21 protein-coding genes and 1 rRNA gene are annotated in these 26,284 nt (G+C 64.6%); 12 read left to right on the forward strand and 10 right to left on the reverse strand.

All coding sequences use genetic code 11. From position 1 onward, the window contains the following. Nucleotides 1-16 precede the first annotated feature (16 nt). The 3 genes from rrf (at nucleotide 17) to YWC_RS32735 (ending at nucleotide 1,716) form a co-directional block, all read left to right on the forward strand. Nucleotides 17-129 (forward strand): 5S ribosomal RNA (gene rrf / locus YWC_RS0108060). A 162-nt stretch (nucleotides 130-291) separates the two neighbouring features. Next, nucleotides 292-1,305, forward strand: a complete 1,014-nt coding sequence (locus tag YWC_RS0108065) for an aspartyl protease family protein (protein ID WP_027864907.1) — start codon at nucleotides 292-294, stop codon at nucleotides 1,303-1,305. Nucleotides 1,306-1,464: 159 nt separating this feature from the next. Further along, nucleotides 1,465-1,716: a hypothetical protein gene (locus YWC_RS32735; protein WP_169728097.1), complete on the forward strand. Its 252-nt coding sequence runs from the start codon at nucleotides 1,465-1,467 to the stop codon at nucleotides 1,714-1,716. A 38-nt stretch (nucleotides 1,717-1,754) separates the two neighbouring features. Here YWC_RS32735 and YWC_RS0108075 read toward each other — a convergent pair whose 3' ends face one another. Further along, nucleotides 1,755-3,080: an IS4 family transposase gene (locus tag YWC_RS0108075; RefSeq protein WP_027864908.1), complete on the reverse strand. Its 1,326-nt coding sequence runs from the start codon at nucleotides 3,078-3,080 to the stop codon at nucleotides 1,755-1,757. Between the two features lie 150 nt (nucleotides 3,081-3,230). On the opposite strand from YWC_RS0108075, the gene YWC_RS0108080 reads away from it, so the two are divergent. After that, a complete protein-coding gene (locus tag YWC_RS0108080) occupies nucleotides 3,231-3,731 on the forward strand; it encodes a nuclear transport factor 2 family protein (protein WP_027864909.1) in 501 nt (166 codons plus the stop codon). Between the two features lie 4 nt (nucleotides 3,732-3,735). Here YWC_RS0108080 and YWC_RS0108085 read toward each other — a convergent pair whose 3' ends face one another. After that, the gene (locus YWC_RS0108085; RefSeq protein ID WP_036213712.1) at nucleotides 3,736-5,181 is read right to left on the reverse strand and encodes a DHA2 family efflux MFS transporter permease subunit; all 1,446 of its coding nucleotides are present in this window, start codon (nucleotides 5,179-5,181) and stop codon (nucleotides 3,736-3,738) included. Between the two features lie 88 nt (nucleotides 5,182-5,269). Then, nucleotides 5,270-5,830, reverse strand: coding sequence for an acyloxyacyl hydrolase (locus YWC_RS0108090; RefSeq protein WP_027864911.1), 561 nt, complete (start codon nucleotides 5,828-5,830; stop codon nucleotides 5,270-5,272). A gap of 142 nt (nucleotides 5,831-5,972) precedes the next feature. Here YWC_RS0108090 and YWC_RS0108095 point away from each other — a divergent pair, with 142 nt between their 5' ends. Both YWC_RS0108095 and YWC_RS0108100 read left to right on the forward strand, forming a co-directional pair. Continuing rightward, nucleotides 5,973-6,674: a suppressor of fused domain protein gene (locus YWC_RS0108095; RefSeq protein WP_027864912.1), complete on the forward strand. Its 702-nt coding sequence runs from the start codon at nucleotides 5,973-5,975 to the stop codon at nucleotides 6,672-6,674. After that, on the forward strand, nucleotides 6,674-7,567 hold the full coding sequence (locus YWC_RS0108100; protein ID WP_084416354.1) for an NAD(P)-dependent oxidoreductase: 894 nt from the start codon (nucleotides 6,674-6,676) through the stop codon (nucleotides 7,565-7,567). The genes YWC_RS0108095 and YWC_RS0108100 overlap by 1 nt, the downstream gene beginning before the upstream one ends. Nucleotides 7,568-7,673: 106 nt before the next feature. On the opposite strand, the gene YWC_RS0108105 is transcribed toward YWC_RS0108100, so the two are convergent. Beyond that, a complete protein-coding gene (locus YWC_RS0108105; RefSeq protein ID WP_027864914.1) occupies nucleotides 7,674-8,867 on the reverse strand; it encodes a M20 aminoacylase family protein in 1,194 nt (397 codons plus the stop codon). A 148-nt stretch (nucleotides 8,868-9,015) separates the two neighbouring features. On the opposite strand from YWC_RS0108105, the gene YWC_RS0108110 reads away from it, so the two are divergent. The 4 genes from YWC_RS0108110 to YWC_RS0108125 all read left to right on the forward strand — a co-directional run bounded on the left by YWC_RS0108110 (nucleotide 9,016) and on the right by YWC_RS0108125 (nucleotide 15,875). Further along, a complete protein-coding gene (locus YWC_RS0108110) occupies nucleotides 9,016-11,121 on the forward strand; it encodes a molybdopterin-containing oxidoreductase family protein (protein WP_027864915.1) in 2,106 nt (701 codons plus the stop codon). Between the two features lie 25 nt (nucleotides 11,122-11,146). Further along, complete coding sequence (locus YWC_RS28755; protein WP_036213714.1) at nucleotides 11,147-12,235, forward strand: aminopeptidase; 1,089 nt, start codon at nucleotides 11,147-11,149, stop codon at nucleotides 12,233-12,235. A gap of 153 nt (nucleotides 12,236-12,388) precedes the next feature. Next, nucleotides 12,389-14,074, forward strand: a complete 1,686-nt coding sequence (locus YWC_RS0108120) for a long-chain-fatty-acid--CoA ligase (RefSeq protein ID WP_027864916.1) — start codon at nucleotides 12,389-12,391, stop codon at nucleotides 14,072-14,074. Nucleotides 14,075-14,192: 118 nt separating this feature from the next. Next, nucleotides 14,193-15,875: a long-chain-fatty-acid--CoA ligase gene (locus tag YWC_RS0108125; RefSeq protein WP_027864917.1), complete on the forward strand. Its 1,683-nt coding sequence runs from the start codon at nucleotides 14,193-14,195 to the stop codon at nucleotides 15,873-15,875. Between the two features lie 143 nt (nucleotides 15,876-16,018). Here the strand turns inward: YWC_RS0108125 and YWC_RS0108130 are convergent, their stop codons facing one another. Next, the gene (locus YWC_RS0108130) at nucleotides 16,019-17,596 is read right to left on the reverse strand and encodes an alkaline phosphatase D family protein (protein WP_036213718.1); all 1,578 of its coding nucleotides are present in this window, start codon (nucleotides 17,594-17,596) and stop codon (nucleotides 16,019-16,021) included. A gap of 158 nt (nucleotides 17,597-17,754) precedes the next feature. Beyond that, a complete protein-coding gene (locus YWC_RS0108135; protein ID WP_027864919.1) occupies nucleotides 17,755-18,192 on the reverse strand; it encodes an acyl-CoA thioesterase in 438 nt (145 codons plus the stop codon). Between the two features lie 62 nt (nucleotides 18,193-18,254). Here YWC_RS0108135 and YWC_RS0108140 point away from each other — a divergent pair, with 62 nt between their 5' ends. Continuing rightward, nucleotides 18,255-20,102, forward strand: a complete 1,848-nt coding sequence (locus tag YWC_RS0108140; RefSeq protein ID WP_036213721.1) for an ABCB family ABC transporter ATP-binding protein/permease — start codon at nucleotides 18,255-18,257, stop codon at nucleotides 20,100-20,102. 143 nt (nucleotides 20,103-20,245) lie between these two features. Here YWC_RS0108140 and YWC_RS0108145 read toward each other — a convergent pair whose 3' ends face one another. The 3 genes from YWC_RS0108145 to YWC_RS0108155 form a co-directional block, all read right to left on the reverse strand. Continuing rightward, nucleotides 20,246-21,325: a type II asparaginase gene (locus tag YWC_RS0108145; protein ID WP_027864921.1), complete on the reverse strand. Its 1,080-nt coding sequence runs from the start codon at nucleotides 21,323-21,325 to the stop codon at nucleotides 20,246-20,248. A 25-nt stretch (nucleotides 21,326-21,350) separates the two neighbouring features. Then, nucleotides 21,351-22,637, reverse strand: coding sequence for a metal-dependent hydrolase family protein (locus tag YWC_RS0108150; protein ID WP_027864922.1), 1,287 nt, complete (start codon nucleotides 22,635-22,637; stop codon nucleotides 21,351-21,353). Nucleotides 22,638-22,727: 90 nt separating this feature from the next. Next, nucleotides 22,728-23,990, reverse strand: a complete 1,263-nt coding sequence (locus YWC_RS0108155; RefSeq protein ID WP_027864923.1) for a dicarboxylate/amino acid:cation symporter — start codon at nucleotides 23,988-23,990, stop codon at nucleotides 22,728-22,730. Nucleotides 23,991-24,181: 191 nt separating this feature from the next. Between YWC_RS0108155 and YWC_RS0108160 the strand changes: the two genes are divergently transcribed. After that, entirely contained in the window at nucleotides 24,182-24,907 is a 726-nt protein-coding gene (locus tag YWC_RS0108160) for an amino acid ABC transporter ATP-binding protein (protein ID WP_027864924.1), read from the forward strand. Between the two features lie 92 nt (nucleotides 24,908-24,999). Here the strand turns inward: YWC_RS0108160 and YWC_RS28760 are convergent, their stop codons facing one another. Then, nucleotides 25,000-26,136, reverse strand: coding sequence for a PEP-CTERM sorting domain-containing protein (locus YWC_RS28760; protein ID WP_051306326.1), 1,137 nt, complete (start codon nucleotides 26,134-26,136; stop codon nucleotides 25,000-25,002). Between the last annotated feature and the right edge of the window lie 148 nt (nucleotides 26,137-26,284).

Genomic DNA, 26,284 nt, shown 5'->3' on the forward strand with positions numbered 1-26,284 from the left:
TCACGACAAGTCAAAGCCTGATGACCATAGCAAGTCGGTCCCACCCCTTCCCATCCCGAACAGGACCGTGAAACGACTTTGCGCCGATGATAGTGCTGCAACCAGTGTGAAAGTAGGTTATCGTCAGGCTAGTTATAAGAAAAACCCCACCGGTGATCCGGTGGGGTTTTTTGTTTTGTGCGCTCGAAAACTGACCTGCTTATATGAAAAAAGGGTAATTTTCGCCAAGCCCGTGTTTTGCTCATCCGGGTCCCTATACTGCATTTCATGCAGACTAACCAGGACAATATGATGAGCCTCAAGCCCCCGGCCTTTTCCACGTTTTTGCTCCGTACCGCGATCTGCACCGGCCTCTTCGTGTCGCATGCAGCATGGGCGAATTCCTTGCCGGCAGGCTGCGACCTGCGTGAACAGGCCACTATCCCGCTCACCTTTACCGACGACTTGCGCCCGGTCGCCGACGCCACGATCAACGGCAGCACCGTTCCTGCCATGCTGAGCACAGGCGCCGGGGAGTCCCTGGTGTTCAACAAGAAGATCCTGGAGCGTCTCGGCATCGAGGTACGCCATACGACTAGCAAGCTGGACGCCGAAGATGCGCGCAATCCGAAGACGGTCGATCTGTACTTGGATATTTCGCATGCCAACGTCAAGGATTTCTCGATCGGACCGGTCAAAGGAAAAGGCGGCACCTACAAGGTCGAAAACTTCATGGACGACACCTACGGAGTCCGTGTCGGCGCCGGCATGCTGCTTCAGAGCGACCTCGAAATCGCCCTCGATGCCGGCTACCTGAAGTCGTTCAATCCAAATGGCTGCACCAGCGCACACCTGGCCTATTGGGATCCGCAGGCGGCGTCGGTGCTTGCCATGTGGGACCCATGGAAGCGCGACGCACGGGTCGTCTTCGTCGCAACGATTGGCGGAAAGCCCATCCACGCCTTGCTGTCCACCGCGACGCCTTATTCCTATGTGCCGAAAGCCGCCGCGGTCAGGCTCGGATTGTCGCCGGACTCGCCTGGCGCGGTACGCGAGGCGCCTCTGCCCGGACACGCCGCCGACAAGCCGGTGTGGAAAGTCCCGGTTCCCGTGATGTCGATCGGCTCGCTCGAGGTCAAGGAACTGGATCTGCGCCTGATGGAGCTGAGCCACGAAGGAGAAGCACTGGTACTGGGTGCGGACTTCCTGCATCGGCATCGCGTCTATGTCGCCATGGAGCAGAAGCGCATCTATTTTTCCCCGATTACCACGCCGCAGCCCCGAAAACGCGGTTCCGTGCAGGTGATTCCGCAACCGCTGAACTGAGCTGCATCCCGTCGGGCCGGCCCGGCCGGCTCGCCGCTTTGCGTGCCTTCGAGAAACCAGGTTAGCAAACGTAACTTCGATGTGCATCCATCCTGCCCGGACCTACACTGAACTCAGGTTCACCGTTAGGGGGCTTAGATGACTACTCGAAGCAATAGTGTGTTAAAACGATGCGCGGCCGGACTGCTGCTGGCCGCCGGACTCGGTGGCTGTGCGGTATACGGGCCGCCCTACGCCGGCTACGACCCATATTATGGCGGAGGCTACTCAAGCTACGTCGGACCGCCGGTCGAACTGAACCTGGGCCTCGGCTATTACGATGCGCCGCGCCGTGGCTACCATCGCGGTCACGGCTGGCGTGACGACCGCGGACATGACCGCGGTCGTGGTCGCGGCCACTGGCGCCGCTGATCACCTGCAAAGCCCGCCTCCTGCGTAATGCCGTTCAGTTAAGGTAGCTTCTTGACCTTTCGAACGGCATAGCGCTTCGGCGCTGCCTTGACGGCCCGGTCGCATTTGCGGCCGGGCCGTTCGTCTTTCAGGAGGCTAACCAGCCTTTCCCGAAGGTGCTTCATCGAGGCAGGCAATTTGCCGTAGGACCTGGTGACACCAGCCCAGTGTAATTCAAATTGAATCAGGTGGAATGCCCGAATGAAGCTCACTTCGGTCGGCTCGCACTTGACTGCCAGCGCGGCCTTGGCGATCTCGAGACGAATCAGGTTGTAGGCGATGAGCGTGCCCCAGATTTCCTGATATATCCCGTCAACCGTTTTCGAGCGCAGCGTGAGAGCCGTGCCGAGCATCGTCTGCTTGAGTTCCCGATAGCTCGTTTCGATTCCCCAGCGCTTGTCGTAGCAGGCGACGATGTCGGCGGGCTTGTAACGTCGGCGATCGCGCAGCGACGTCAGTAGAATGCGCTTGCGTGCCTGCGCGTCGACAACGGTAATGGCGCGTGCTTCCCAGAACTCGGGCAACTCCGAACACTTGGCCCGGGCTTGAGGCGAGACGCGCATGCGCACCAGCATGTCGTTGCTGGCGTCTTCTAGCGCTTCCCATTTGGTGTTCGACTTGGCCGGAATGATGAAGTGCCGTTCAGCACCGCCGCCTGTCAGGCCGCACAAGATCTCGGCAGACAAGAAACCTCGATCGAAGACCGTCAACGATTCATCGGGAATATCTTCGATCAGCTGCTTTGCATACAGCATTTCATTGGTCGAATACGGCCCGAACACAGCACTATGCACCAAGTGCGTTGGAAGCGATGTCAAGGTAACGCCGCGCACTTGAGGGTAGCTTGCCACCGTATCGCTGGCGTAGCTTTGGGCTCCGAAGTGCTCACGGCTTTCCACCGTATCGTGCGTGCGCAAGGTGGTACCGTCCATCGCGAACAGCTGTAGGCCCTTGAACAGATAGGCCTTCTTGTCCTGTGCAACCCAATGCCTCGCCGAGCGCTCGAACAGCCATTTCATGGGTTCTGCCCCGACGCGCTGGCGGGCTTGCGCCGCAGCGCTTTTGCTGACAAACGGGGTTTGCGAATCTGGTAGCGCCAGACCAAGATCATCGAGCACCTCGCTGATGGACTTATGCCTGTACAAGGCCAAAGCCACCATCAGCCATACCACCTGCTCGGCGGGCAAGCGTCGATGTCGGATACTCGCTGCCTCCGTACTTACAACCGCCTGCTCGACCCATTGATACGGCAGATGCTCTCCCAACCTTGCCCAGTCGGGAGCCTCGAGGTGATTCGCCAGGAAATGTAGAGTGTCGTCGAACATGGCGACGAAGGTTAACAGCGTTGCCGCGCGTTTACAACGACAAAATAAAAATGCCGTTCAGTCTTAACTGAACGGCATTACCGCCTCCTGCGGGCTTTTTGCTGTACGTAAACGTTATACTGCAGGCATCGCTTTTACGAGAATCCGTCCATGCGCCGCCTGCTCCCTGCCATCCTCGCCTGCCTGCCGCTGATTGCTTCCGCCTCGGCCGGTCCCGAGACCGTGGTCGCGGCGCTGTGGCAAGCGTCGAGTCACGCTCCGGGCGTGGCGGCGGACGCCGACCGGCTGCAGCGGCTCTTTCGCGACGATGCGATCGTCGCCGGCGGCGTCTATCGCGACGGCCAGCCACGCTTCCAGTCCGTCAAGGCTGCGGATTTCATCGCCGGCCAGCGCCAGGCCCGGCCGCACGGATTCCACGAGTGCGAAGTCGTCCGCGACGTGAAGGAATACGACCGCTTCGCCACCGTGTACAGCGTCGTCGAAACCCGGCGCGACCCCACCTCCGCCAAAGCCGATTACGTTGGCGTCAACAGCATCCAGCTCTACCGCGATGACGGCGGCTGGAAGATCGTCTCGCTGTACTACCACGTCGAGAAACCGGGTACGCCGGTGCCCTACCAGGCGCCAGCGGGCGGCGCCTGCCTCTCCTGAATCCCTAGGTCCCCTGGCCGGCCTCGACCGGCTCCGCTTCCTTGGCCTTGGCCTGGCCGCGGCTGATGCTGTCGCCGTCGTTGCGGCGCAGGCGCCAGAACACGACCGAGGACAGCAGCGTCAGGACCGCCAGCGTCGCGAATCCATGGTGCAGGGCCTGGGCCACCTGCTCCCGGTTGTCCTGCGCCACCGGCCCCAGGAACCAGGCGGTCACGATCGAACCGGCGGCCAGGCCGAAGCTCATCGACAGCTGCTGGAAGGAGCTCGACATCGTGCTCGCCATGCTGGTGTCCTGCGGCTCGATGTCGGCGTAGGCCAGCGTGTTCATGCTCGAGAACTGCAGCGAATTGAAGAAGCCCTGTGCCAGGCTGATGGCGACGATGACGTAGAAGGGCGTGCCCGGTCCGACCAGGGTGAACATCGAGATCGTCAGGCCGATGAGCACCGTGTTCACGGTCAGCACCTGGCGGTAGCCGAAGCGCGCCAGCAGCCTGGGCGCGAACATCTTCATGCCCATCGCGGCCGCTGCGGACGGCATCATCAGCAGGCCCGATTGCCAGGCCGGCAGGCCCAGCCCGAGCTGGTACAGCAGCGGCAGCAGGAAGGGCAGGGCGCCCACGCCCAGCCGGGTGAGGAAGCCGCCCGCCACCGAGATGCGGAAGGTGCGCACCTTGAACAGGGTGAGGCGCAGCAGCGGATGCTTGATGCGCAGCGCGTGCCAGGCGTAGGTGCCCAGCAGGCCGAGGGACAGGGCCAGCAGCAGGGCGGCCGTGAGTGCGTCGAGCGTGTGCTCGCCGAACACTTCCAGCAGCCAGGACAGGATCGCCGTGCCGCTGCTGAACAGGACCAGGCCGATGACGTCGAGCGGGCGTTTCTCATGGCCGCGGTAGTCGGGCATGTGTTTCCAGACCAGGTAGAGCGCCGCCAGGCCCACCGGCACGTTGATGAAGAAGATCATGCGCCATGTGGTCCAGTGCACGATCAGCCCGCCGACCGTCGGCCCCAGCAGCGGTCCGATCAGGGCCGGGATGATCACGAAGTTCATCGCCGCCAGCAGTTCGCTCTTGGGGAAGGTGCGCACGATGGCCAGGCGGCCGACCGGCATCATCATCGCGCCGCCCAGGCCCTGCAGCAGGCGGGCGCCCGTCATCATCTGCGCGTTCACGGACAGGCCGCAGAGCACCGAGGCGATGGTGAAGATCGAGATGGCGGTGAAGAACACGCGCCGGGTGCCGAAGCGGTCGGCCATCCAGCCGCTGAGCGGGATGCCGACGGCCAGGCCGAGGATGTAGCTGGTGACCACCGATTTCAGGCTCAGCGGCGTCACTTGCAGGCTGGCCGCGATGCTCGGAATGGCGGTATTGACGACGGTGGCGTCGAGATGCTCCATGAACAGGGCAGTCGCGACGAGCCACGGCAGGTAGCGCTTGATGGTGCTGGAATCAGTCAATCGGACCTCGTGATACCGGCAGGCCGGGCGGCCCGCCCTGGTCCGATTGTGTCATAAATCGCAACCGGACTCCGTCCGGCTGCCACGTTCAGAACTTGTAGGCGGCCTTGGCGATGATCCAGTTCGCGCCCCCGTTCGGGCTCTTGATGCTGGCGTTCGAGTAATGCTGGTACTTCAGGCCGAAGTCCCACTTGGCGGTGGTGTAGCCCACGCCGATGTGGTCGCCGAACTGGAAGGCGGTGGACAGTTCCTTGTCCTCGTTCTTGTACAGCGTGGAGAACAGGTTCACGCCGATGCCGACCTCGCCATACAGGCCGAGCTTGCTGTCGCTCTGGTAGCGGAATACCGGAGTGAAGCCGACCACGGCGATGTTCTTGGTCCGGCCCGGCACGTTCTGGTAGGCGCGCAGGCGCCACAGGGCCAGGTTGGTTTCCCAGTAGCCCGACAGGTGGTAGCCGTTGCGGGCGAACCAGCGCTGGTCCCAGTCGTTCTGGACGGCGACGCGCAGCATGCGCTGCTGGGGATTGGTGCCGAACTCGAGCGATGCCGAGTCGGCCCAGCCGCCGAAGGCCTGGGCGTGTGCGGCCTGGGCGCTGAACGCCAGCGCGAGGGTGGCGGCAATGCCGGCAATTTTCTTCACAGTAGGCATGTTCTTCTTTCTTGGCAACGATGAAATATTGTGCAACGCACTATTGTACTAGCGAGAACAATTCGGCGCTGTCCGCCACCTTGCGCTGTCGCGCGAGTATGATAGACCCCCCGCAGAACGCATAATCTTTTTCTACCGTCGCATGACCGAACCGACCAGCACTCCCCTGTATCCGCTTGCCGCGCCGACCCAGCAGCAGGTCACGCCCACCGTCTTGCCGCATGACCCGGTGGCGGATCACATCGCCGCCCACCTGGGCCGGATCGATACCGTCTTCCACGATACCATCGCCGACCCGGTGCAGGTCGACATCCACGTGGTGCCGGCCAACGAGCGCACTCCCTTCCTGCGCCTGGTGACGTCGGGCATGAGCAGTCGCCCGATGAGCGTGCCGGAAGGCGCGCCGCCGTTCGGCGAGCTGATGATGGCCTTGCCGGCGGACTGGAAGCTGGATCAAGCGTCGGTGCAGGACGAGCGCTGGTACTGGCCGGTGGCCCTGCTGCGCCACCTGGCGCACTATCCGCACCAGCACGCGACCTGGCTCGGCCTCGGCCACACGGTGCCGAACGGTGCACCGGCCAAGCCCTATGCCAAGGGCGTCGACTTCACCGGCGCCATCCTGCTGCCGCCGGCCTCGGCGCCGGAGGCCTTCGCCGCGCTCGAGCGCGACGGCAAGGACATCTATTTCCACTGCGTGGTGCCGCTGTACGAGGCGGAAATGGACCTGGTCAAGCGCAAGGGCTTCCCGGCGCTGCTGGACGGCTTCAACGACAAGGGCGTGACCGACCTCGTCGTCCCCGGCCGCAAGAACACCGTCAAGAAAAAATTCCTCGGACTGTTCTGATGACGACCATCGCCTTCCTCGGGATCGGCCTGATGGGAAGGCCGATGGCGGCCCGCCTGGCCCAGGCCGGCTACCCGGTGCGCGCCTGGAACCGCACCTACGCCAGGGCCGAGGCGCTGCGCGCCAGCGGGGCCGAGCCGGTCGCAGACCTGGGCGCGGCGGTGCGCGGGGCCCAGGTGGTGATCTCCATGCTCGAGGCCGGGCCGGTGGTGGGCGCCGTGCTCGACACCGCCTTGCCCGCGCTCGGGCCGGGCACGCTGTGGATCGACATGAGTTCGACCCGGCACGACGAAGCGCTCGCCTTCCAGGCGCGCCTGGTGGCGCAGGGCTGCCGCTTCATGGATGCGCCGGTGTCGGGCGGCGTCGGCGGCGCCGAAGCCGGGCTGCTTGCCATCATGGCCGGCGGCGAGGCGGCGGATTTTGACCAAGTGGTAAAAATTTTCCAGACGATGGGCAAGCCCCAGCGCGTCGGGCCGGTGGGCAGCGGCCAGGTGGCCAAGCTGTGCAACCAGCTGATCGTCGGCGCCACGCTGAACGTGGTGGCCGAGGCGCTGCTGCTGGCGCAGGCCGCAGGCGCCGATCCGGCCGCGGTGCGCGAAGCGATCCGCGGCGGATTCGCGGGCAGCCGGATCCTCGAGGTGCACGGGCAGCGCATGCTGGAACGGAATTTCGTGCCGGGCGGGCAGGTCAAGAGCCAGCTTAAGGATTTGCGGAACGTGTTGGCGGCGGCGGAAGCCGCGGGCTTGACGCTGCCGGTGACGGAACTGGTGACGCGGCAGTATGAAACGATCGAGGAAGCTTTGCCGACGGCGGATCATGCGGCAGCGCTGCTGGCGCTGGAGCAGATGAATCCGGGGCTCCGGCTAGGGAACTTGAAAGACCAGCTCCCGTAGGGTGGGCAAGTTCCTTGCCCACGCGGTCAACCAGCACTAGAACAGCCGAGCAGGCCGCATTAGCGTGATTTGAACGCGCGGACGGCGAAGCCGCCACCCTACCAAATCAAGCTTTCGGCAAGCTCATCTCCACCAATCTCACCCAATAACTCGCCCCGATCGGCAGCAAATTGTCATTGAAGTCATAACTGGTGTTATGCAGCTGGCACGGCCCCAGCCCATGCCCGCCTGCGCGGTGCGCCCCGTCGCCATTGCCGAGGAACACATAGCACCCCGGCTTTTCCTGCAGCATGAAGGCAAAGTCTTCCGCCCCCATGGTCGGCTCGACCTGCGTATCCACGCGATCCGCCCCCACCACCGCCCGCATCGCCTCGACCGCGAAGGCCGTCTGCTCCGGATGGTTGATCAGAGGTGGGTAGTTACGCTTGAAACTGAAGTCGACCGAGGCATTGAAAGCGGCGGCGACGCCGGTCGCGATCTCTTCCATGCGGCGCTGGATCAAATCCAGCACGCCGGTCGAGAAGGTGCGCACGGTACCCACCAGTTCCGCTTCGTCGGGAATCACGTTGGTGGCGCTGCCGGCATGGATCTGGGTGATCGACAGCACCGCCGATTCCAGCGGATTCTTTTCGCGCGACACGATGGTCTGCCAGGCCTGGGCGATCTGCACCGCCACCATCACCGGGTCGATGCCGCGGTGCGGCTGCGCCGCATGCGCACCCTTGCCGCGCACGATCACGCGAAATTCGTTACTGGAGGCCATCATCGGTCCTGCGACCACGCCGAAGTGCCCCTCCGGGATGCCCGGCCAGTTGTGCATGCCGTACACCGCGTCCATCGGGAACTGTTCGAACAGGCCATCAATCATCATGCGGCGCGCGCCGCCACCGCCTTCCTCGGCCGGCTGGAAGATCAGGTAGACGGTGCCGTCGAAGTTGCGGTGCTGCGCCAGGTGCTGGGCGGCGCCGAGCAGCATGGCGGTGTGGCCGTCGTGGCCGCAGGCGTGCATCTTGCCCGGATGGCGCGAGGCGTGGGCGAAGCCATTGATCTCTTGCATGGGCAGCGCATCCATGTCGGCGCGCAGGCCGATCGCACGTTCCGAGCTGCCGTTCTTCACGATGCCCACCACGCCGGTCACGCCCAGGCCGCGCACGATCGGGATGCCCCATTCGGTCAGCTTGGCCGCCACCACGTCGGCGGTGCGCTGTTCTTCGTAGCACAGCTCCGGATGCGCATGCAGGTCGCGCCGGATTTCCTGAAGTTCCGGCAGATAGGCCAGGATTGGTTCAACGAGTTTCATCTGTCCCTCCGTTTTTTGTCATGCTTGCATTGCATGCCTTGAACCATTGTAGCCTGCCTCAAACACCCAGTGAAAGAGGAGGGGACGGACCTCCCCAAGATCGTATAAAGTATTGGTTTCACGAAGTATTTTCCGCCGATCCCACCCCATGCCAGTTACACAAGTCCGCGCCGCCTGCCCCCACGATTGCCCCGATACCTGCGCCATCCTCGTCACCGTCGACAATGGCGTGGCGCTTGACGTAAAGGGCGATCCGGAGCACCCGACCACGGCGGGCGTGCTGTGCACCAAGGTGTCGCGCTACGTGGAGCGCACCTACCACCCGGACCGCGTGCTGTACCCGATGCGCCGCGTCGGCCGCAAGGGCGAAGGCAAATTCGAGCGCATCACCTGGGAAGCGGCGATCGACGAGATCGCCGAGCGCTTCAAGGAGATCGCCGCCCGCGATCCGCAAGCCATTCTCCCCTACAGCTATGCCGGCACCATGGGACTGGTGCAGGGCGATTCGATGTCTTTACGCTTCTTCAACAAGCTCGGGGCCTCGCAGCTGGACCGCACCATCTGCGCCACCGCCGGCGCCACCGGCTACAAGTACACCATCGGCGGCTCGATCGGCACCGACATCGAGCACTTCCAGGATGCCAAGCTGATCCTGATCTGGGGCGGCAACCCGATCGCGTCCAACCTGCACCTGTGGATGCGCGTCCAGGAAGCCAAGCGCCGCGGCGCCAAGCTGATCGCCATCGATCCCTACCGCTCGCTGACGGCCGAGAAGTGCCACCAGCACATTTCTCTGCTGCCAGGTACGGATGCCGCGCTGGCGCTGGGCATGATGCACGTCCTCATCACCGAAGACCTGGTCGACCACGACTACGTGGCGAAGTACACGCTGGGCTACGAAGAACTGAAACAGCGCGCGCTGGAATGGACGCCGGCGCGCACCGCCGAGACCTGCGGCATCACCGCCATTGAAGTGATCGAACTGGCACGCCTGTATGGCCAGACCGCGCGAAGCGGCGAGGGCGCGGCGATCCGCATGAACTACGGCCTGCAGCGCGTGCGCGGCGGCGGCATGGCGGTGCGCAATATCGCCTGCCTGCCGGCCCTGGTCGGGGCCTGGCGCCACCGGGCCGGTGGGGTGCAGCTGTCGACCTCGGGTTCCTTCCCGGCCAACCGCCCCTTCCTGCAGCGCCCGGACCTCTTGGGGGGCCGCATGGCGCGCACCATCAACATGACCACCATCGGCGACGACCTGCTCAAGGAGGCCTCGCCGGAATTCGGCCCGAAGATCGAGGCCGTCATCGTCTATAACGCCAACCCGCTGGCGATCGCCCCGGATTCGGCGAAAGTGCAGCAGGGCTTCGAGCGTGAAGACCTGTTCACCGTGGTGCTGGAACACTTCCAGACCGACAGTGCCGACTATGCCGACATCCTGCTGCCGGCCACCACCCAGCTCGAGCACGTCGATGCGCACCTGGCCTACGGCCACTTGTACATGATGGCGAACAACGCGGCGATTGCGCCGATCGGCGAAGCGAAGCCGAACACCGAGTTCTTCCGCCTGCTGGCCGCGCGCATGGGCTTCGACGACCCCTGCTTCCAGGAGTCCGACGACGAGCTGGCTGCCCAGGCCTTCGACAAGCGCCACGAGCGCGCGGTGCACTTCGACTGGGACTCGCTCAAGCGCAAGGGCTGGCAGAAGCTCAACATGCCCGAGGCGCCCTTCGCCGAAGGCGGCTTCCCGACCCCGTCGGGCAAGTGCGAATTCTACTCAAGCAGCATGGCGCGCGACGGGCTTGACCCGGTCCCGGCCTATATTCCGCCGTATGAATCGGCCGCTTCCAATCCGGAACTGGCCCGGAAGTACCCGCTGGCGATGATCTCGCCTCCGGCAAGGAACTTCCTCAACTCGACCTTTGTCAATGTACAGAGCCTACGCGCAACTGAGGGCGAGCCGCACCTCGACATCCACCCGAACGACGCCGCACGACGCGGCATCCTGCACGGTGACATGGCGCGTATCTTCAACGACCGCGGCTCCTTCCTTGCCCGTGCACGCGTCACCGACAAGGCACGCGAAGGACTGGTGGTGGGCTTGTCGATCTGGTGGAAGAAACTCGCCAGCGACGGCAAGAACGCCAATGAAGTCACCAGCCAGCGACTGACCGACATGGGCAGGGCGCCCACTTTCTACGACACCCTGGTGCAGGTCGAAAAGGCCGCGCCCTCAATGCGAGATGAAATCCACCACTAGATTTTCCCGGGCCTTCCGGCCATTCATGGCCGCGACCGCCGCGGCCCTGATGTTGTCAAGCTGCTCATCCCTCTCCTACTACACCCAGGCCGCACAAGGCCAGCTCGAACTGCTGACGGATTCCCGTCCGATCGATGCCTGGCTGGCCGATCCCTCCACTAACACCAAGCTGCGCCACCGCCTGGAAGCGGCACGCCAGATCCGCCGCTACGCGATCCAGGAAATGAAGCTGCCCGACAACGGCAGCTACACCAACTTCACCAACATCAAGCGTCCCTACGTGCTGTGGAACGTGGTCGCCACGCCCGAGCTGTCGCTGAAACCCATGCAGTGGTGCTTCCCGGTGGCCGGCTGCGTGAACTACCGCGGCTACTACAGCAAGCAGGAAGCCCAGGCCTATGCGAAACAGCTGCGCAGCCAGGGCCACGACGTGGAAGTGGGCGGCGTCAGTGCCTACTCGACCCTGGGCTGGTTCAGCGATCCCCTGATCTCGACCTTCATCCACTACCCGGACGCCGAGCTGGCGCGCCTGATCTTCCACGAGCTGGCGCACCAGGTGGTGTACGTACCGGGCGATTCGAAGTTCAACGAGTCCTTTGCCAGCGCGGTGGAGCAGGCCGGCGTCGAAGGCTGGCTGGAACGCTTCGGCAACGAGGCCATGGTCGAGGCCTTCGAGCGCTACACGGTGCGCAAGAAGGATTTCATGGCGCTGCTGGTGCGCTACCGCGGCGAGCTGGAGAAGACCTATGCCAGCGACATGAGCCGCGACGACAAGCGCGCCACCAAGGCGCGGCTGTTCATCGCGCTGAAGGACGACTACCAGGTGCTGAAGGCGAACTGGGGCGGCTACGCGGGCTACGACCGCTTCTTCGCCGAGCCGCTGTCGAACGCCCACCTGGCCTCGATCGCCACCTACAACGACTTCGTCCCGGCCTTCCGCGCGCTGCTGCGCAAGGAGCGCAGCTGGACCGCTTTCTACAAGTCGGTCAAGCAGCTCGCCGAGCTCGACAAGCTTGAGCGGCACCGCGTGCTGGCCAGGCTGGCGGCGCCGGCCCCGACCGCGCCGCTCGTGGTGCAGCGCACCATGGGCGAGGTCGCCAGTACGGGGAAATAAACGCATATAGAGGACCCGTTCCAATCGACTTAAAAGAACTTGCGCGCATTGGCGCTGCCCGATAGCATCACAAACAGGCGATAGCAAAGGCGCAATCCTGGACTGCGCACGCTCGGACCACCACGATAACTATTCGAGACAAAAGGGCATCCGATGGACAAAATTTGGCTGAAGTCGTACCCCCCGAACGTACCAAGCGAGATCAACCCTGACCAGTACGCGTCGCTGGTGCACATGCTGGAGGAATCCTTCAGCAAGTACGCCGACCGCAACGCCTACGTGTGCATGGACAAGTTCCTGACCTACGGCGAGCTGGATGCCTACTCGAAGAAGCTGGCGGGCTGGCTGCAGAGCCGCGGCATGGAGCGCGGCGCGCGGGTGGCGATCATGATGCCGAACGTGCTGCAGTACCCGATTGCGATCGCGGCCGTGCTGCGCGCCGGCTACACCGTGGTCAACGTCAACCCGCTGTACACGCCGCGCGAGCTCGAGCACCAGATCAAGGACTCGGGCAGCGAAGCGATCATCGTGCTCGAGAACTTCGCGAACACGGTGCAGCAGGTGATGGGCAAGACCCCGCTCAAGCACGTGGTGGTGGCGAGCATGGGCGAGATGCTGGGCGGCGCCAAGGGCATGCTGGTCAACTTCGTGGTCCGCAACGTCAAGAAGATGGTGCCGGAGTACTCGCTGCCGAACATGGTGCGCTTCAAGGAAGCCCTGTCGCAGGGCGCGAAGATGCCGTTCTCGAAGGTCGAGCTGAAGTCCTCGGACATCGCCTTCCTGCAGTACACCGGCGGCACCACCGGCGTGTCGAAAGGCGCGACGCTCACGCACCGCAACGTGATCGCCAACGTGCTGCAGACCGAAGCCTGGTCGGCGCCGGCGATGGGGCAGTCGAACGAACAGACCGTGATCGTCTGCGCGCTGCCGCTGTACCACATCTTCGCGCTGACGGCCTGCGCGATGTGGGGCATGCGCACCGGCGCGCTGAACATCCTGATCGTGAACCCGCGCGACATCCCGGGCTTCATCAAGGAGCTGGGCAAGTACAAGATCAACATGCTGCCGGCCGTGAACACGCTGTACAACGCGCTGGTGAACCACCCGGACATCGGCACCGTGGACTTCTCGGGCCTGAAGGTGTCGAACGGCGGCGGCATGGCGGTGCAGAAGGCCGTCAACGACAAGTGGAAGCAGGTCACGGGCACCGCGATCATCGAAGGCTATGGCCTGTCCGAGACCGCGCCGGTGGCCACCTGCAACCGCGCCGACGTGAAGGAATTCACCGGCACCATCGGCCTGCCGATCCCGTCCACCGACATCGCGATCCTGGACGACGAGGGCAAGCCGATGGGCATCGGCCAGATCGGCGAGATCGCGATCCGCGGCCCGCAGGTGATGGCCGGCTACTGGAACCGCCCGGACGAGACGGCCAAGGTCATGACCCCTGACGGCTTCTTCAAGTCGGGCGACGTCGGCATCATGGACGCGGATGGCTACGTGAAGATCGTCGACCGCAAGAAGGACATGATCCTGGTCTCGGGCTTCAACGTCTACCCGAACGAGCTGGAAGGCGTGATCGCCGGCCACCCGGGCGTGCTGGAATGCGCCGTGATCGGCGTGCCGGACGAGCATTCCGGCGAAGCGGTGAAGGTGTTCGTGGTGCGCAAGGACCCGAACCTGACCGCCGAGCAGCTGATGGACTACTGCAAGCAGCAGTTCACCGGCTACAAGAAACCGAAGTACATCGAGTTCCGCGACGAGCTGCCGAAGACTAACGTCGGCAAGATCCTGCGCCGCGCACTGCGGGACGAGAAGAAGCAGGCGGAAACCGCCTGACGGTAGCATGACGGCCGGCATACCATGCCGGCCCGCGGAAGCCGCCCCGAAGCTGCCATGCTCCGGGCGGCTTCGCGTTTTAATGGACATAGCATCAGATACAGAAGGTGAGGCACGGATGGACAAGTTTTGGCTCAAGTCGTACGAGGGCGGCGTACCTGCGGAGATCGATCCCACGCAGTACCGCTCCCTGACGCATCTGCTGGAGGAGGCGTTCCGCAAGTACGCCGACCGCAAGGCCTATGCGTGCATGGGCAAGACGCTCACCTTCGCCGAGCTGGACCGCCTGTCGGGCCGCATGGCGGCCTGGCTGCAGGCCAGGGGCCTGAAGCCGGGCGCACGCGTGGCCATCATGCTGCCGAACGTGCTGCAATACCCGGTGGCAATGGCCGCCGTGCTGCGTGCCGGCTACGTGATCGTCAACGTCAATCCTCTCTACACCCCGCGCGAACTGCAGCACCAGCTGAAGGATTCCGGCGCCGAGGCCATCGTGGTGCTGGAGAACTTCGCGCACACGCTGGAACAGGTGATCGGTAACACCGAGGTCAAGCACGTGGTCGTGGCCAGCATGGGCGACCTGCTGGGCGGCCTGAAGGGCACGCTGGTCAACCTGGTGGTCCGCAAGATCAAGAAGATGGTGCCGGCCTGGTCGCTGCCGGGTTCGATCGGCTTCAAGCGCATGCTGGCGGAAGCCTCGGGCGCGACCCTGCGTCCGGTCGCCATCGGCCACGACGACATCGCCTTCCTGCAGTACACCGGCGGCACCACCGGCGTCTCGAAAGGCGCGGTGCTGCTGCACAAGCACGTGATCGCCAACGTGCTGCAGAACGAAGCCTGGTTTGCGCCGACCCTGGCCAGGCTGAAGGCTGGGGAGCAGCCGCAGTTCGTGTGCGCGCTGCCGCTGTACCACATCTATGCGCTGACCGTGTGCGCCCTGCTGGGCCTGCGCGTGGGCGGCATGAACCTCCTGATCCCGAACCCGCGCGACATCCCGGGCTTCATCAAGGAACTGAGCGACTACCGCATCAACATCTTCCCGGCCGTGAACACCCTGTACAACGGCCTGGTGAACAACCCGGAATTCGCCAAGCTCGACTTCTCGGGCCTGCTGGTGTGCCCGGGCGGCGGCATGGCGGTGCAAAAGGCCGTGGCCGACAAGTGGCTGCAAATGACCGGCATCCCGATCGTGGAAGGCTACGGCCTGTCCGAGACCTCGCCGGTGGTCACCGCGAACCGCTGCGACATCACCGACTTCACCGGCACCATTGGCCTGCCTCTGCCCTCGACCGAGATCCGCATCCTCGACGAAGCCGGCAACGAAGTCCCGTTCGGCAGCGCCGGCGAGATCGCGGTGCGCGGCCCGCAGGTGATGGCCGGCTACTGGCAGCGCGACGACGAGACCGCCAAGGTCATGACCGCGGATGGCTTCTTCAAGACCGGCGACATCGGCATCATGGACGAGAAGGGCTATACCCGCATCGTCGACCGCAAGAAGGACATGATCCTGGTCTCGGGCTTCAACGTCTACCCGAACGAGATCGAAGGCGTGGTCGCGGCGATGCCGGGCGTGCTGGAAGTGGCCTGCGTGGGCGTGCCGGACAAGAACTCGGGCGAGGCCGTCAAGCTGTACATCGTGAAGAAGGATGCCGCGCTCACCAGCGAGCAGGTGATGGCCTTCTGCAAGGAGCAGTTCACGGGCTACAAGCGGCCGAAGTACGTGGAGTTCCGCGAGACGCTGCCGAAGACCAATGTGGGCAAGATCCTGCGGCGCGAGCTGCGCGACGAGAAGACCTCGGCTTAAGTTTGGCTGACATTGCTCACGCAAGATTGGGTTCCCGCCTTCGCGGGAACGACAGCGCATAGGTAAGCGGTTCAAACGAAGTTCCAGCACACCAAGCACGTCATCCCCGCGCAGGCGGGGATCCAATTTCGGGACCGCAGCCGCTACGCAGCGCGCTCTGCGCCCGCCACACCATCCGCCACTCGGAACGCAGCCAGTTCCGCCACCGCCGACTTCGCATCCTGCACGTCGTCCAGTCCCATGAAGTGCGTCACCGTCTGCTTCGGCGTGATCTCCAGCAGCATGTAGCCGCGCTTGTCGCTGCGCCCGTACAGCATGTGCGGGTTGTTCTCCATGTGCGCCAGCGTGCGCTCCTGCGAGCGCGAACTGGACGTCACCGAGGTGCCCACGAATTCCGTCGCCACCACCGCGTTCTGCTTCGACACCGGGTTCGAGAAATCCGGCCGCAGCGCGGTCGCATAGAAGGTGTGCACGTCGCCGCCCAGCACCAGCGGATTGTGCGCGCCCTGCTTGACGATCGTGTCCAGCAGGCGCCGCCGCGCCGCCGGGTAGCCGTCCCAGCCATCGGTCCAGAAGCGGCCGTCCTCCGGTTTCAAGACCGGCACGCTGCTCGACTGTGCCATCAAGGTCTGTTGCGCCAGGATGTTCCACTTGGCGCGCGAGCTCGCCAGGCCTGCGTCCAGCCAGGCTTCCTGCTCGGCGCCCAGCATCGTGCGGCGCGGATCGCGCAGGGCCTCGCAGGCGCGCGCGAACACCGCGTTCGAGCCGCCCTGGGTGGCGGACTTGGTGCAGGCCTGCGGCGAACGGTACTGGCGGTCGTCGAGCACGTGGAAGCGCGCCAGCCGGCCCCAGTCGACGCGCTGGAACAGCTCGACCTTCGCAAAACCGTCGCGCCGCACAGCAGGCAGGCGCAGCGGCATGTGTTCGTAAAAGGCCTGGTAGGCCGCCGCGCGGCGGGTGGCGAAGTCCTGGGCCAGGCGCTCGTCGCGCAGGCCGGCGTAGTCGTTGGCCACCTCGTGGTCGTCCCAGGTCACGATCCAGGGCGCCGCGGTATGCGCGGCCTGCAGGTCCGGATCACTCCGGTACTGGGCGTAGCGCTGGCGGTAGTCGGACAGCGTAAACGACTCGTCGGTGCGCACCGCACGCGTGGGATGGCGCAATTGGTAAGGGCCCCACTCGTAGATGTAGTCGCCCAGGAAGGCGACCAGGTCGGGACTGCTTGCCGCGATGTGGCGGTGCGCGGCATAGCTGCCGAACTCCCAGTGCTGGCAGGAGGCCACCGCCAGCTTGAGCTGGCCGGGCATCTCGTCCCTGCCTGGCGCCGTGCGGGTGCGGCCGACCGGGCTGACGGCGTCGCCCAGCATGAAGCGGTACCAGTACCAGCGGCCCGGCGCCAGGCCTTTCACGTCGACGTGCACGCTGTGGGCAAGCTCGGGCCCGGCGACCGCCGTGCCTTTCGCGGCGATGCTGCGGAAGGCTTCGTCGTGCGCGACTTCCCAGCGCACCGTCATGGCGACCGGCGGCGTGGATTCCGCCTTGAGCGGCTCGCTCAGGATGCGCGTCCACAGGATGACGGAATCGGGCAGCGGCGAGCCGGAGGCGACGCCCAGGCTGAACGGGTAGGGGCCTTTCGCGGACGAGGCGCAGGCGCCCAGGCTGGCCGCGGACAGCGCGGCCGAGAGCCGCGCGGCGTCGAGCAGGAACAGCCGGCGCCCGGACATCTCAGAGCCTATCCCAGCAGGTAAGAGTCGCGCTTGGCGCGCCTGGCAAGCGTGGTCTGCGTTGCTCGTCGTTGCATGGCTCGCCATGCGGCCTCCTCGCGCCTTGCCCACGCTCGCCATGCATCGCCATTCGCTTCCCCTTACCTACTGGCATAGGCTCAGTCGTGGCTGATCAGCGAATCGAGTGGCGGCAGCTGGCGCGGCTTGCGGTCCGGACCGGTGGCGACGTAGGTCAGCTGGGCCTCGGTGACTTTCACGACATCCGCCTGCAGGCGGTTGCGCTCGGCATAGACCTCGACGCACACGGTGATCGAGGTATTGCCGACCTTGACGATCTCGGCGTAGAAGGACAGCAGGTCGCCCACGAACACCGGCTGCTTGAACAGGAAGGAGTTCACGGCGATGGTGGCCACGCGTCCGTTCGCGCGGCGGGTGGCAGGCAGCGAGCCTGCGACGTCGACCTGGGCCATGATCCAGCCGCCGAACACGTCCCCGTATACGTTAGCGTCGGACGGCGCGGGCATCACGCGCAGTTCGGGCATCTTGCCTTCGGGCAGGCGGGTTCGTGGAACAGCGGCATTTTGTGGCGTGGTCATCTTGTTTTCTCGGTAAAAGCTACAATCGTCCCGAATTGAACCATAAATCCCCATACCCTGCCATGCGACGTACTCCAGCCTCATCCGTACCACTGCCGCCCGATTCCAAGGGCGTGCCGCGCAATGACTGGGCCACCCTGCGCACCCTGTTCCCGTATTTGTGGGTCTACAAATGGCGGGTGCTGGCCGCGCTCGCCGCGCTGGTGGGCGCCAAGATGGCCAACGTCGGCGTGCCGCTGGTGCTCAAGCAGCTGATCGACCAGCTCGCCATCGACCCGAAAGACCCGCACGCGCTGCTGGTGCTGCCGCTCGGCGCGCTGGTCGCCTATGGCCTGCTGCGCCTGTCCACCACGCTGTTCACCGAGCTGCGCGAGTTCCTGTTCGCACGGGTGACGCAGCGTGCGGTGCGGACCATCGCGCTGAAGGTGTTCCGCCACCTGCACGCGCTGTCGCTGCGCTTCCACCTGAACCGCCAGACCGGCGGCATGACGCGCGACATCGAACGCGGCACGCGCGGCGTCAATTCGCTGATCTCCTATTCGCTGTTCAACGTGCTGCCGACGCTGGTGGAGATCACCCTGGTGCTCGGCTACCTGGTGCTGAACTACGACATCTGGTTCACCGTCATCACCGGCGTCGCGCTGGTCAGCTACATCGCCTTCACGGTGATCGTGACCGAATGGCGCACGCACTTTCGCCGCACCATGAACGAGCTCGACTCGAAGGCCAATACCAAGGCCATCGATTCGCTGCTCAACTACGAAACGGTAAAATACTTCGGCAACGAGGAATACGAAGCGAAGCGCTACGACCAGGGCCTGCAGAGCTTCGAGAACGCCGCGGTGCGCTCGCAGACTTCGCTCTCTTTCCTGAACACGGGCCAATCCCTGATCATCGCCACCGCCGTCACGCTGATCCTGTGGCGCGCCACCGAAGGCGTGATCGCCGGGACCATGACCCTTGGCGACCTGGTGCTGGTGAACTCGTTCATGATCCAGCTGTACATCCCGCTGAACTTCCTGGGCGTGATCTACCGCGAGATCAAGCAGAGCCTGGCCGACATGGAGCGCCTGTTCTCGCTGCTCGACCAGAACCGCGAAGTGGCCGACAGTCCCGGCGCCCAGCCGCTGGTGACGCAGGGCGCGCGGGTCGAGTTCTCGCACGTCGAGTTCAGCTACGAAGCCAAGCGCCAGATCCTGTTCGACGTCGACTTCACGATTCCGGCCGGGACCACCACCGCGGTGGTGGGCCACAGCGGATCGGGCAAGTCGACCCTGTCACGCCTGCTGTTCCGTTTCTACGACGTGAATGGCGGGGCGATCCGCATCGACGGCCAGGACCTGCGCAACATCACCCAGCAATCGCTGCGCGCCGCGATCGGCATCGTGCCGCAGGATACGGTGCTGTTCAACGACAGCATCGAATACAACATCGCGTACGGCCGGCCAGGCGCCTCGCATGAGGACATCGTGGCGGCGGCGCGGGCGGCCTCGATCCACGACTTCATCGAGAGCCTGCCGGACGGCTACAAGACCACCGTCGGCGAGCGCGGCCTGAAACTGTCGGGCGGCGAGAAGCAGCGCGTGGCGATCGCGCGCACCCTGCTGAAGAACCCGGCGATCCTGATTTTCGACGAGGCGACGTCGGCGCTGGACTCGAAGTCGGAGCAGGCGATCCAGGCCCAGCTGAAAGAAATCGCGAAGGACCGCACCACCCTGGTGATTGCGCACCGGCTGTCGACCATCGCGGATGCGCAGCAGATCATCGTGCTGGACCACGGGCGCATCGTGGAGCGCGGCACCCATCAGTCCTTGCTGGCGGCGCGGGGCTTGTATGCGCAGATGTGGGAAAGGCAGCTGGCGCGGCCGGATGAGGAGCTGGCGTCGCCGCCGCTGGAAATCGCGAAGTAGTCACCCACGTTCGCTTGATTTGACACGCACCCTTGAGACCGTCATTCCCGCGTAGGCGGGAATCCAAGTTTTTGTGGTTAGTCGAGAAATTGGGTTCCCGCCTGCGCGGGAACGACGGTTTTTCGGCTAACAAAAGAACTGCATCAGTAGGTATAGAACATCCGCTGGATATCCTTGGTATTGCTGGTCCTGGTCAGCGCCAGCATCAGCAGGATGCGCGCCTTCTGCGGGCTCAGCGTATCCGCCACCACGAAGTCCAGCTGGTCGTCGTTCGCCTCGCCATTGCGCGCCACGATGCCCTGGCCCACGCGCGACGAACGTACGATCACCACACCCTTCTCACGCGCCGCGATCAGGGCCGGCTTGGTTTTCGCCGGCAGGCTGCCATTGCCCACGCCTGCGTGCACCAGGCCCTTGGCGCCGGCGGCCACCAGCGCCTTCACCGCCACGTCGCCCACGTTGGCATACGCGTAGGCCACGTCCACCTGCGGCAGGGCATCCAGTGTCGACACGTCGAACTCGGTCTCCACTGTGTGCTTGCGCGTGACTTCACGGTAGAAGAAAGGCTTGCCGCCCTGGATGTAGCCGATCATGCCCAGCTCGGCCGCACGGAAGGTGTCGGCGGTGGTGGTGTTGGCCTTGGTGACGTCGCGCGCCGCGTGGATCTGGTCGTTCATCGCCACCAGCACGCCCTTGCCCACCGCGCTTGGCGAGCCGGCCAGGTTGACCGCGTTGTACAGGTTGATCGGGCCGTCCGCCGACAGGGCGGTGGACGGGCGCATCGACCCGACCACCACCACCGGCTTTTTGCTTTTCACGACCAGGTTCAGGAAGTAGGCCGTCTCTTCCAGCGTGTCGGTGCCGTGCGTGATGACGATGCCGTCCACGTTCGGCTGCGCCAGCAGGGTGTTGACGCGCTTGGCCAGGATCAGCCAGTGCTCGTTGCCCATGTTTTCGCTGGCGATCTGGAACACCTGCTCGCCGGTGACGTTCGCCACCCTGGTGATTTCCGGGACCGCCTGGATCAGCGATTGCACGCCCACGGTGGCGGCGGTGTAGCCGACCGTCGTCGTGCTGCTGGCGCCGGTGCCGGCGATGGTGCCGCCGGTGGCGAGGATGGTCACGTTCGGCAGCTTCGAGGCTTGTGCCTGCACGGCGCCGGCAAGCATGAGCAGGAAGGCAAACAGCGCCGCACCGGCGCGCTGGGTAGGACGGAACAACATGAACTTCTCCTTTTGCTAAAAACGCTTACGGCTTCTTGTAGACCACGCCGTCTTTCATCACGAACTTGACCTGCTCGAGCACCTTCACGTCGCGCAGCGGATCGCCCTCGACCGCGATGATGTCCGCGGCAAATCCCGGTTCGACCGCACCCAGGCGATTGCCCTGGTCGAGCAGGGCGGCGGCATGCAGGGTTGCGGCACGGATGGCGTCAAGCGGCGACATGCCCGCCTCGACCATGTAGCCGAACTCCTTGGCGTTCTCGCCGTGCGGGAACACGCCGGCATCGGTGCCGAAAGCAATCTTCACGCCGGCCTTGTGGGCGCGTGCGAAGGTGGCCTGCAGCTGCGGGCCGATCGCGGCGGCCTTCGGGCGCACCAGGTCCGAATAATAACCAGCGATCTTGGCCTTGTCCGCCACGTAGCGGCCGGCCGAGATGGTCGGCACGTACCAGTGGCCGGTCTTCTTGAACAGGGCGACGGTTTCGTCGTCCATCAGGGTGCCGTGCTCGATCGAGTCGACGCCGGCGTGCAGTGCGCGCTTCATGCCCTCGGCGCCATGCGCATGGGCCGCAACGCGGAAACCATAGTCCTTGGCGGTGCTGACAATGGCTTTCAGTTCGTCCTCGGTGTACTGCGAGTTCTGGCCGTTGGCGGCCTGGCTCAGCACGCCGCCGGTGGCGGTGATCTTGATCAGGTCCGCGCCTTCCTTGTAGCGCTGGCGCACGGCCTGGCGGCCTTCTTCCGGGTTGTCGATCACGCCCTTCTCGGGGCCAGGGGCGCCGATCTTCTCGCTCAGGAAGTGGGACAGGTTGTTGGTCGGATCGGCGTGGCCGCCGGTGGTGGCGATCGACTTCCCGGCGGTGAACATGCGCGGGCCCGGGATCTCGCCGGCGGCGATGGCGCGCTTGAGCGAGACGTTCAATCCGTCGGCGGCGCCGAGGTCGCGCACCGTGGTGAAGCCCGCCATCAGGGTACGCTGGGCATACTTGACCGAACGGAAGGCCATGTCCTGCGGATCGGCGGTCAGGCGGTCGCGGTAGGCGTCGACCACCGGCGCGGTTTCGCTGGTCAGGTGCACGTGCATGTCGATCAGGCCCGGCAGGCAGGCGTGGCGCGACAGGTCCACGTTACCGGCGGCCTGGGTCATCGGGCCGACCGATTTCACGACGCCGTTCTCGACCACGATGCTGACGCGCTCGCGCCAGGTGCCGTTCTTGACGTCGAGCAGGCGGCCGCAGTCGATGGTCTGGGTGGCGGCGTGGGTACTGCCGAACGCGCCCAGCAGCAGGCCTGCCATGGTCAGTTGTTTCATGTCTCGCTCCTCATGTTGTTATAGGTAGTGATGGAAAAAAGGCCCTCCATCGCTGGAAGGCCTTCGGTACTGAAGATGATTCGTGCTGCGTTAGCGCAGCGGCGCGATCGCCGGATCCTTGTTCGGCTCGGCCAGGTCGCCTTCCCACTTCGCGACCACGGCGGTGGCGATGCCGTTGCCGATCACGTTGGTGGCCGAACGGGCCATGTCCAGGAAGTGGTCGATGCCCAGCAGGAGCAGCAGGCCGGCTTCCGGGATGTTGAACTGGGCCAGGGTGGCGGCGATGACGACCAGCGAGGCGCGCGGCACGCCGGCCATGCCCTTCGAGGTCAGCATCAGCACCAGCATCATGGTCATCTGGGTCGCCAGGTCCAGCTCGATGCCGTAGGCCTGGGCGATGAACACGGCCGCGAAGGTGCAATACATCATCGAGCCGTCGAGGTTGAACGAGTAGCCGATCGGCAGCACGAAGGCGGCCAGGCGGTTCTTGACGCCGAAGCGCTCCAGGCCTTCCAGGGTCTTCGGGAACGCCGCTTCCGACGAGGCGCAGGTGTAGGCCAGGATGGTCGGTTCCTTCAGTTCGGAAATCAGGCGCAGCACGCGGCGGCCCAGGAAGATCCCGCCGATCGCGATCAGGACCACCCACAGCAGGATGATGCCGAGGTAGAACTCGGCCATGAAGATGCCGTAGGTCGACAGCACGCCCAGGCCGCTCTTGGCGATGACGCCGGCCACCGCCGCGAACACGGCGATCGGCGCGAAGTTCATGACGTAGCCGGTGAGCTTGAGCATGATGTGGGCGATGCCGTCCACTGCGTCGATCAGCGGGGTGGCGCGGGCGCCGACGGCGGCCGCCGCGGTGCCGAAGAACACCGAGAACACCACGATCTGCAGGATCTCGTTCCTGGCCATGCCGTCGAAGATCGAGGTCGGGATCAGGTGGGTGATGAAGTCCTTCATGGTCAGGCCGGTGGTGGTGATGCCCGACGAGGCGCCCACCGGCGGCACGGCGCCCGACAGGGCCATCGCGTCACCCGGACGGAACAGGTTCACCAGGATCAGGCCCAGCGACAGCGAGATGACCGAGGCGATGAAGAACCAGCCCAGCGCCTTGACGCCGATGCGGCCCACTTCCTTGGCGTCGCCCATTTTGGCGATGCCGACCACCAGGGTCGAAAACACCAGCGGCGCGATGATCATCTTGATCAGGCGGAGGAACATGGTCGTGATCAGCGACATCGTCTCGGCGAAGCCTGCCGGGTTCTCGAAGCTGGTGTTGGCCACGTAGCCGACGACGATCCCGAGCGCGAGGCCGACCAGGATGTAGGTTGTCAGGCGGTTCTTTTTATCCATAATGCTTCCTGTCTCGTGGACCTGTGCATAACCCGCGGCAGGGGATGGCACTGTCGCAAGCCGAACTATTGGGGTTTTTTATCGTAGGGAGAACGGTGATTCGTTCTGGTAGGTAAGGCAAGTTCCGAAGTATCCTTGTCGCTAGAAATGCTGTCAAGCACGCTTACACGAGTACAACAGAACAGGCGCAGATGATCGAAATCGAGAATGTCAGCAAGTGGTACGGCAGCTTCCAGGTGCTGCGCGATTGCAGCACCCGGGTGGAGCGCGGCGACGTGGTGGTGGTGTGCGGGCCCTCCGGCTCCGGCAAATCCACCCTCATCAAGACCGTCAACGGGCTGGAACCCTTCCAGGAGGGCGTGGTGCGGGTGGATGGCATCTCGGTGGGCGATCCGACAACCAGGCTGTCCCAGCTGCGCGCCCGCATCGGCATGGTGTTCCAGAACTTCGAGCTGTTCCCGCACCTGTCGGTACGCGAAAATCTGACACTGGCCCAGGTCAAGGTGCTGGGCCGCAGCAAGGATGAAGCCCTGACGCGCGGCCTGAAGTACCTCGACCGGGTCGGCCTGCTGGCCCACAAGGACAAGTACCCGAGCCAGCTCTCGGGCGGGCAGCAGCAGCGCGTGGCGATCGCGCGCGCACTGGCGATGGACCCGGTGGCGATGCTGTTCGACGAGCCGACCTCCGCCCTCGACCCGGAGATGATCGGCGAGGTGCTCGACGTGATGGTGGGGCTGGCCCAGGAAGGCATGACCATGATGGTGGTCACCCACGAGATGGGCTTCGCGCGCAAGGTGGCGGACCGGATCGTCTTCATGGATCACGGCAGCATCGTCGAGGACAGCCCGGCCGAAGACTTCTTCGGCGCGCCGAAGTCCGAGCGAGCGCGCGAGTTTTTGGCGCGCATCGTCCACTAGAAAGAAGGCTGAGCATTGCGTTCAGCGGCAAGATCGACGTGGTCGAAGAGGCGCGGATTCCGCGCCTCTTCGGTCAGGCGCCAACGCCCCGCTCAGCGGGCCGCTTTCCGGCGCCGCAGGCCGGCCATGGCCAACACGCCGGACAACAGGATGGCGGCGCTGCCGGGTTCCGGCACTGCAGCCGGGGCGCCCGCATCGATCAGGTCGAGGCGCAGGGGCTGGCAGCCGACGCCGGACTTGCAGCCATAGGCGGCGATCTGTTGTAGGTCGTTGATGCCGCGGGCGTCGACTATCCGCCAGCCGGAAGAGGCATCGATCAACGCATTCAGGTCGGTCATGGCGCCGTTCTGGTAGAGAAAGGCGTGGGTAGCATCGTTGGCGATGCCGGCCTGGCCCACGACCTGGCCGGCGGCATTGATGCCGTGGGCGACGCTATACGTCCCGCCCAGTGTGCCGAGGTCCTGCATGGCGCCGTTCTGGTAGAGGAAGGCGTGGGAAGCCGCATTGTTGGCGGTGCCGGCATAGCCCACGACCTGGCCAGCGGCATTGATGCCGTGGGCGATGCTATACGTCCCGCCCAGTGTGCCGAGGTCCTGCATGGCGCCGTTCTGGTAGAGGAAGGCGTGGGAAGCCGCATTGTTGGCGGTGCCGGCATAGCCCACGACCTGGCCAGCGGCATTGATGCCGTGGGCGATGCTATACGTCCCGCCCAGCGTGCCGAGGTCCTGCATGGCGCCGTTCTGGTAGAGAAAGGCGTGGTTAGAATTGTTGGCGGTGCCGGCCTGGCCCACGACCTGGCCGGCGGCATTGATGCCGTAGGCGGCGCTAGACGTCCCGCCCAGTGTGCCGAGGTCCTGCATGGCGCCGTTCTGGTAGAGGAAGGCGTGGGAAGCCGCATTGTTGGCGGTGTTGGCATAGCCTACGACCTGGCCGGCGGCATTGATGCCGTTGGCGGAGCTATACGTCCCGCCCAGTGTGCCGAGGTCCTGCATGGCGCCGTTCTGGTAGAGAAAGGCGTGGTTAGCATTGTTGGCGGTGCCAGCCGGGCCCACGACCTGGCCGGCGGCATTGATGCCGAAGGCGTTGCCAGAAAATCCGCCCAGGGTGCCCAGGGCGGTGACGTTATACACAGGTGCGGCTTGCGCCATCAGCGGCAGCAGGGCGGCGACGATGACAGACTGGCGCAGGGGGGGCATCATTGTGTGCGAAAAGAGGCGGTGGATGCTCATGCGGATATCCCTGGTTTGTGATTATGGGTTATAAAGTGAATTAATCAGCAATAAACATGCCATGCAGTAAAATCAAGTGCTTGGCACTATGATTTGCAAGGACTGTAAAAAAATTCGACACCTTCATGGCGCGCTGACGCTGGCGCCG

It is taken from the genome of Massilia alkalitolerans DSM 17462 (genome assembly GCF_000427785.1).
Classification (GTDB): Bacteria; Pseudomonadota; Gammaproteobacteria; order Burkholderiales; family Burkholderiaceae_D; genus Telluria; species Telluria alkalitolerans.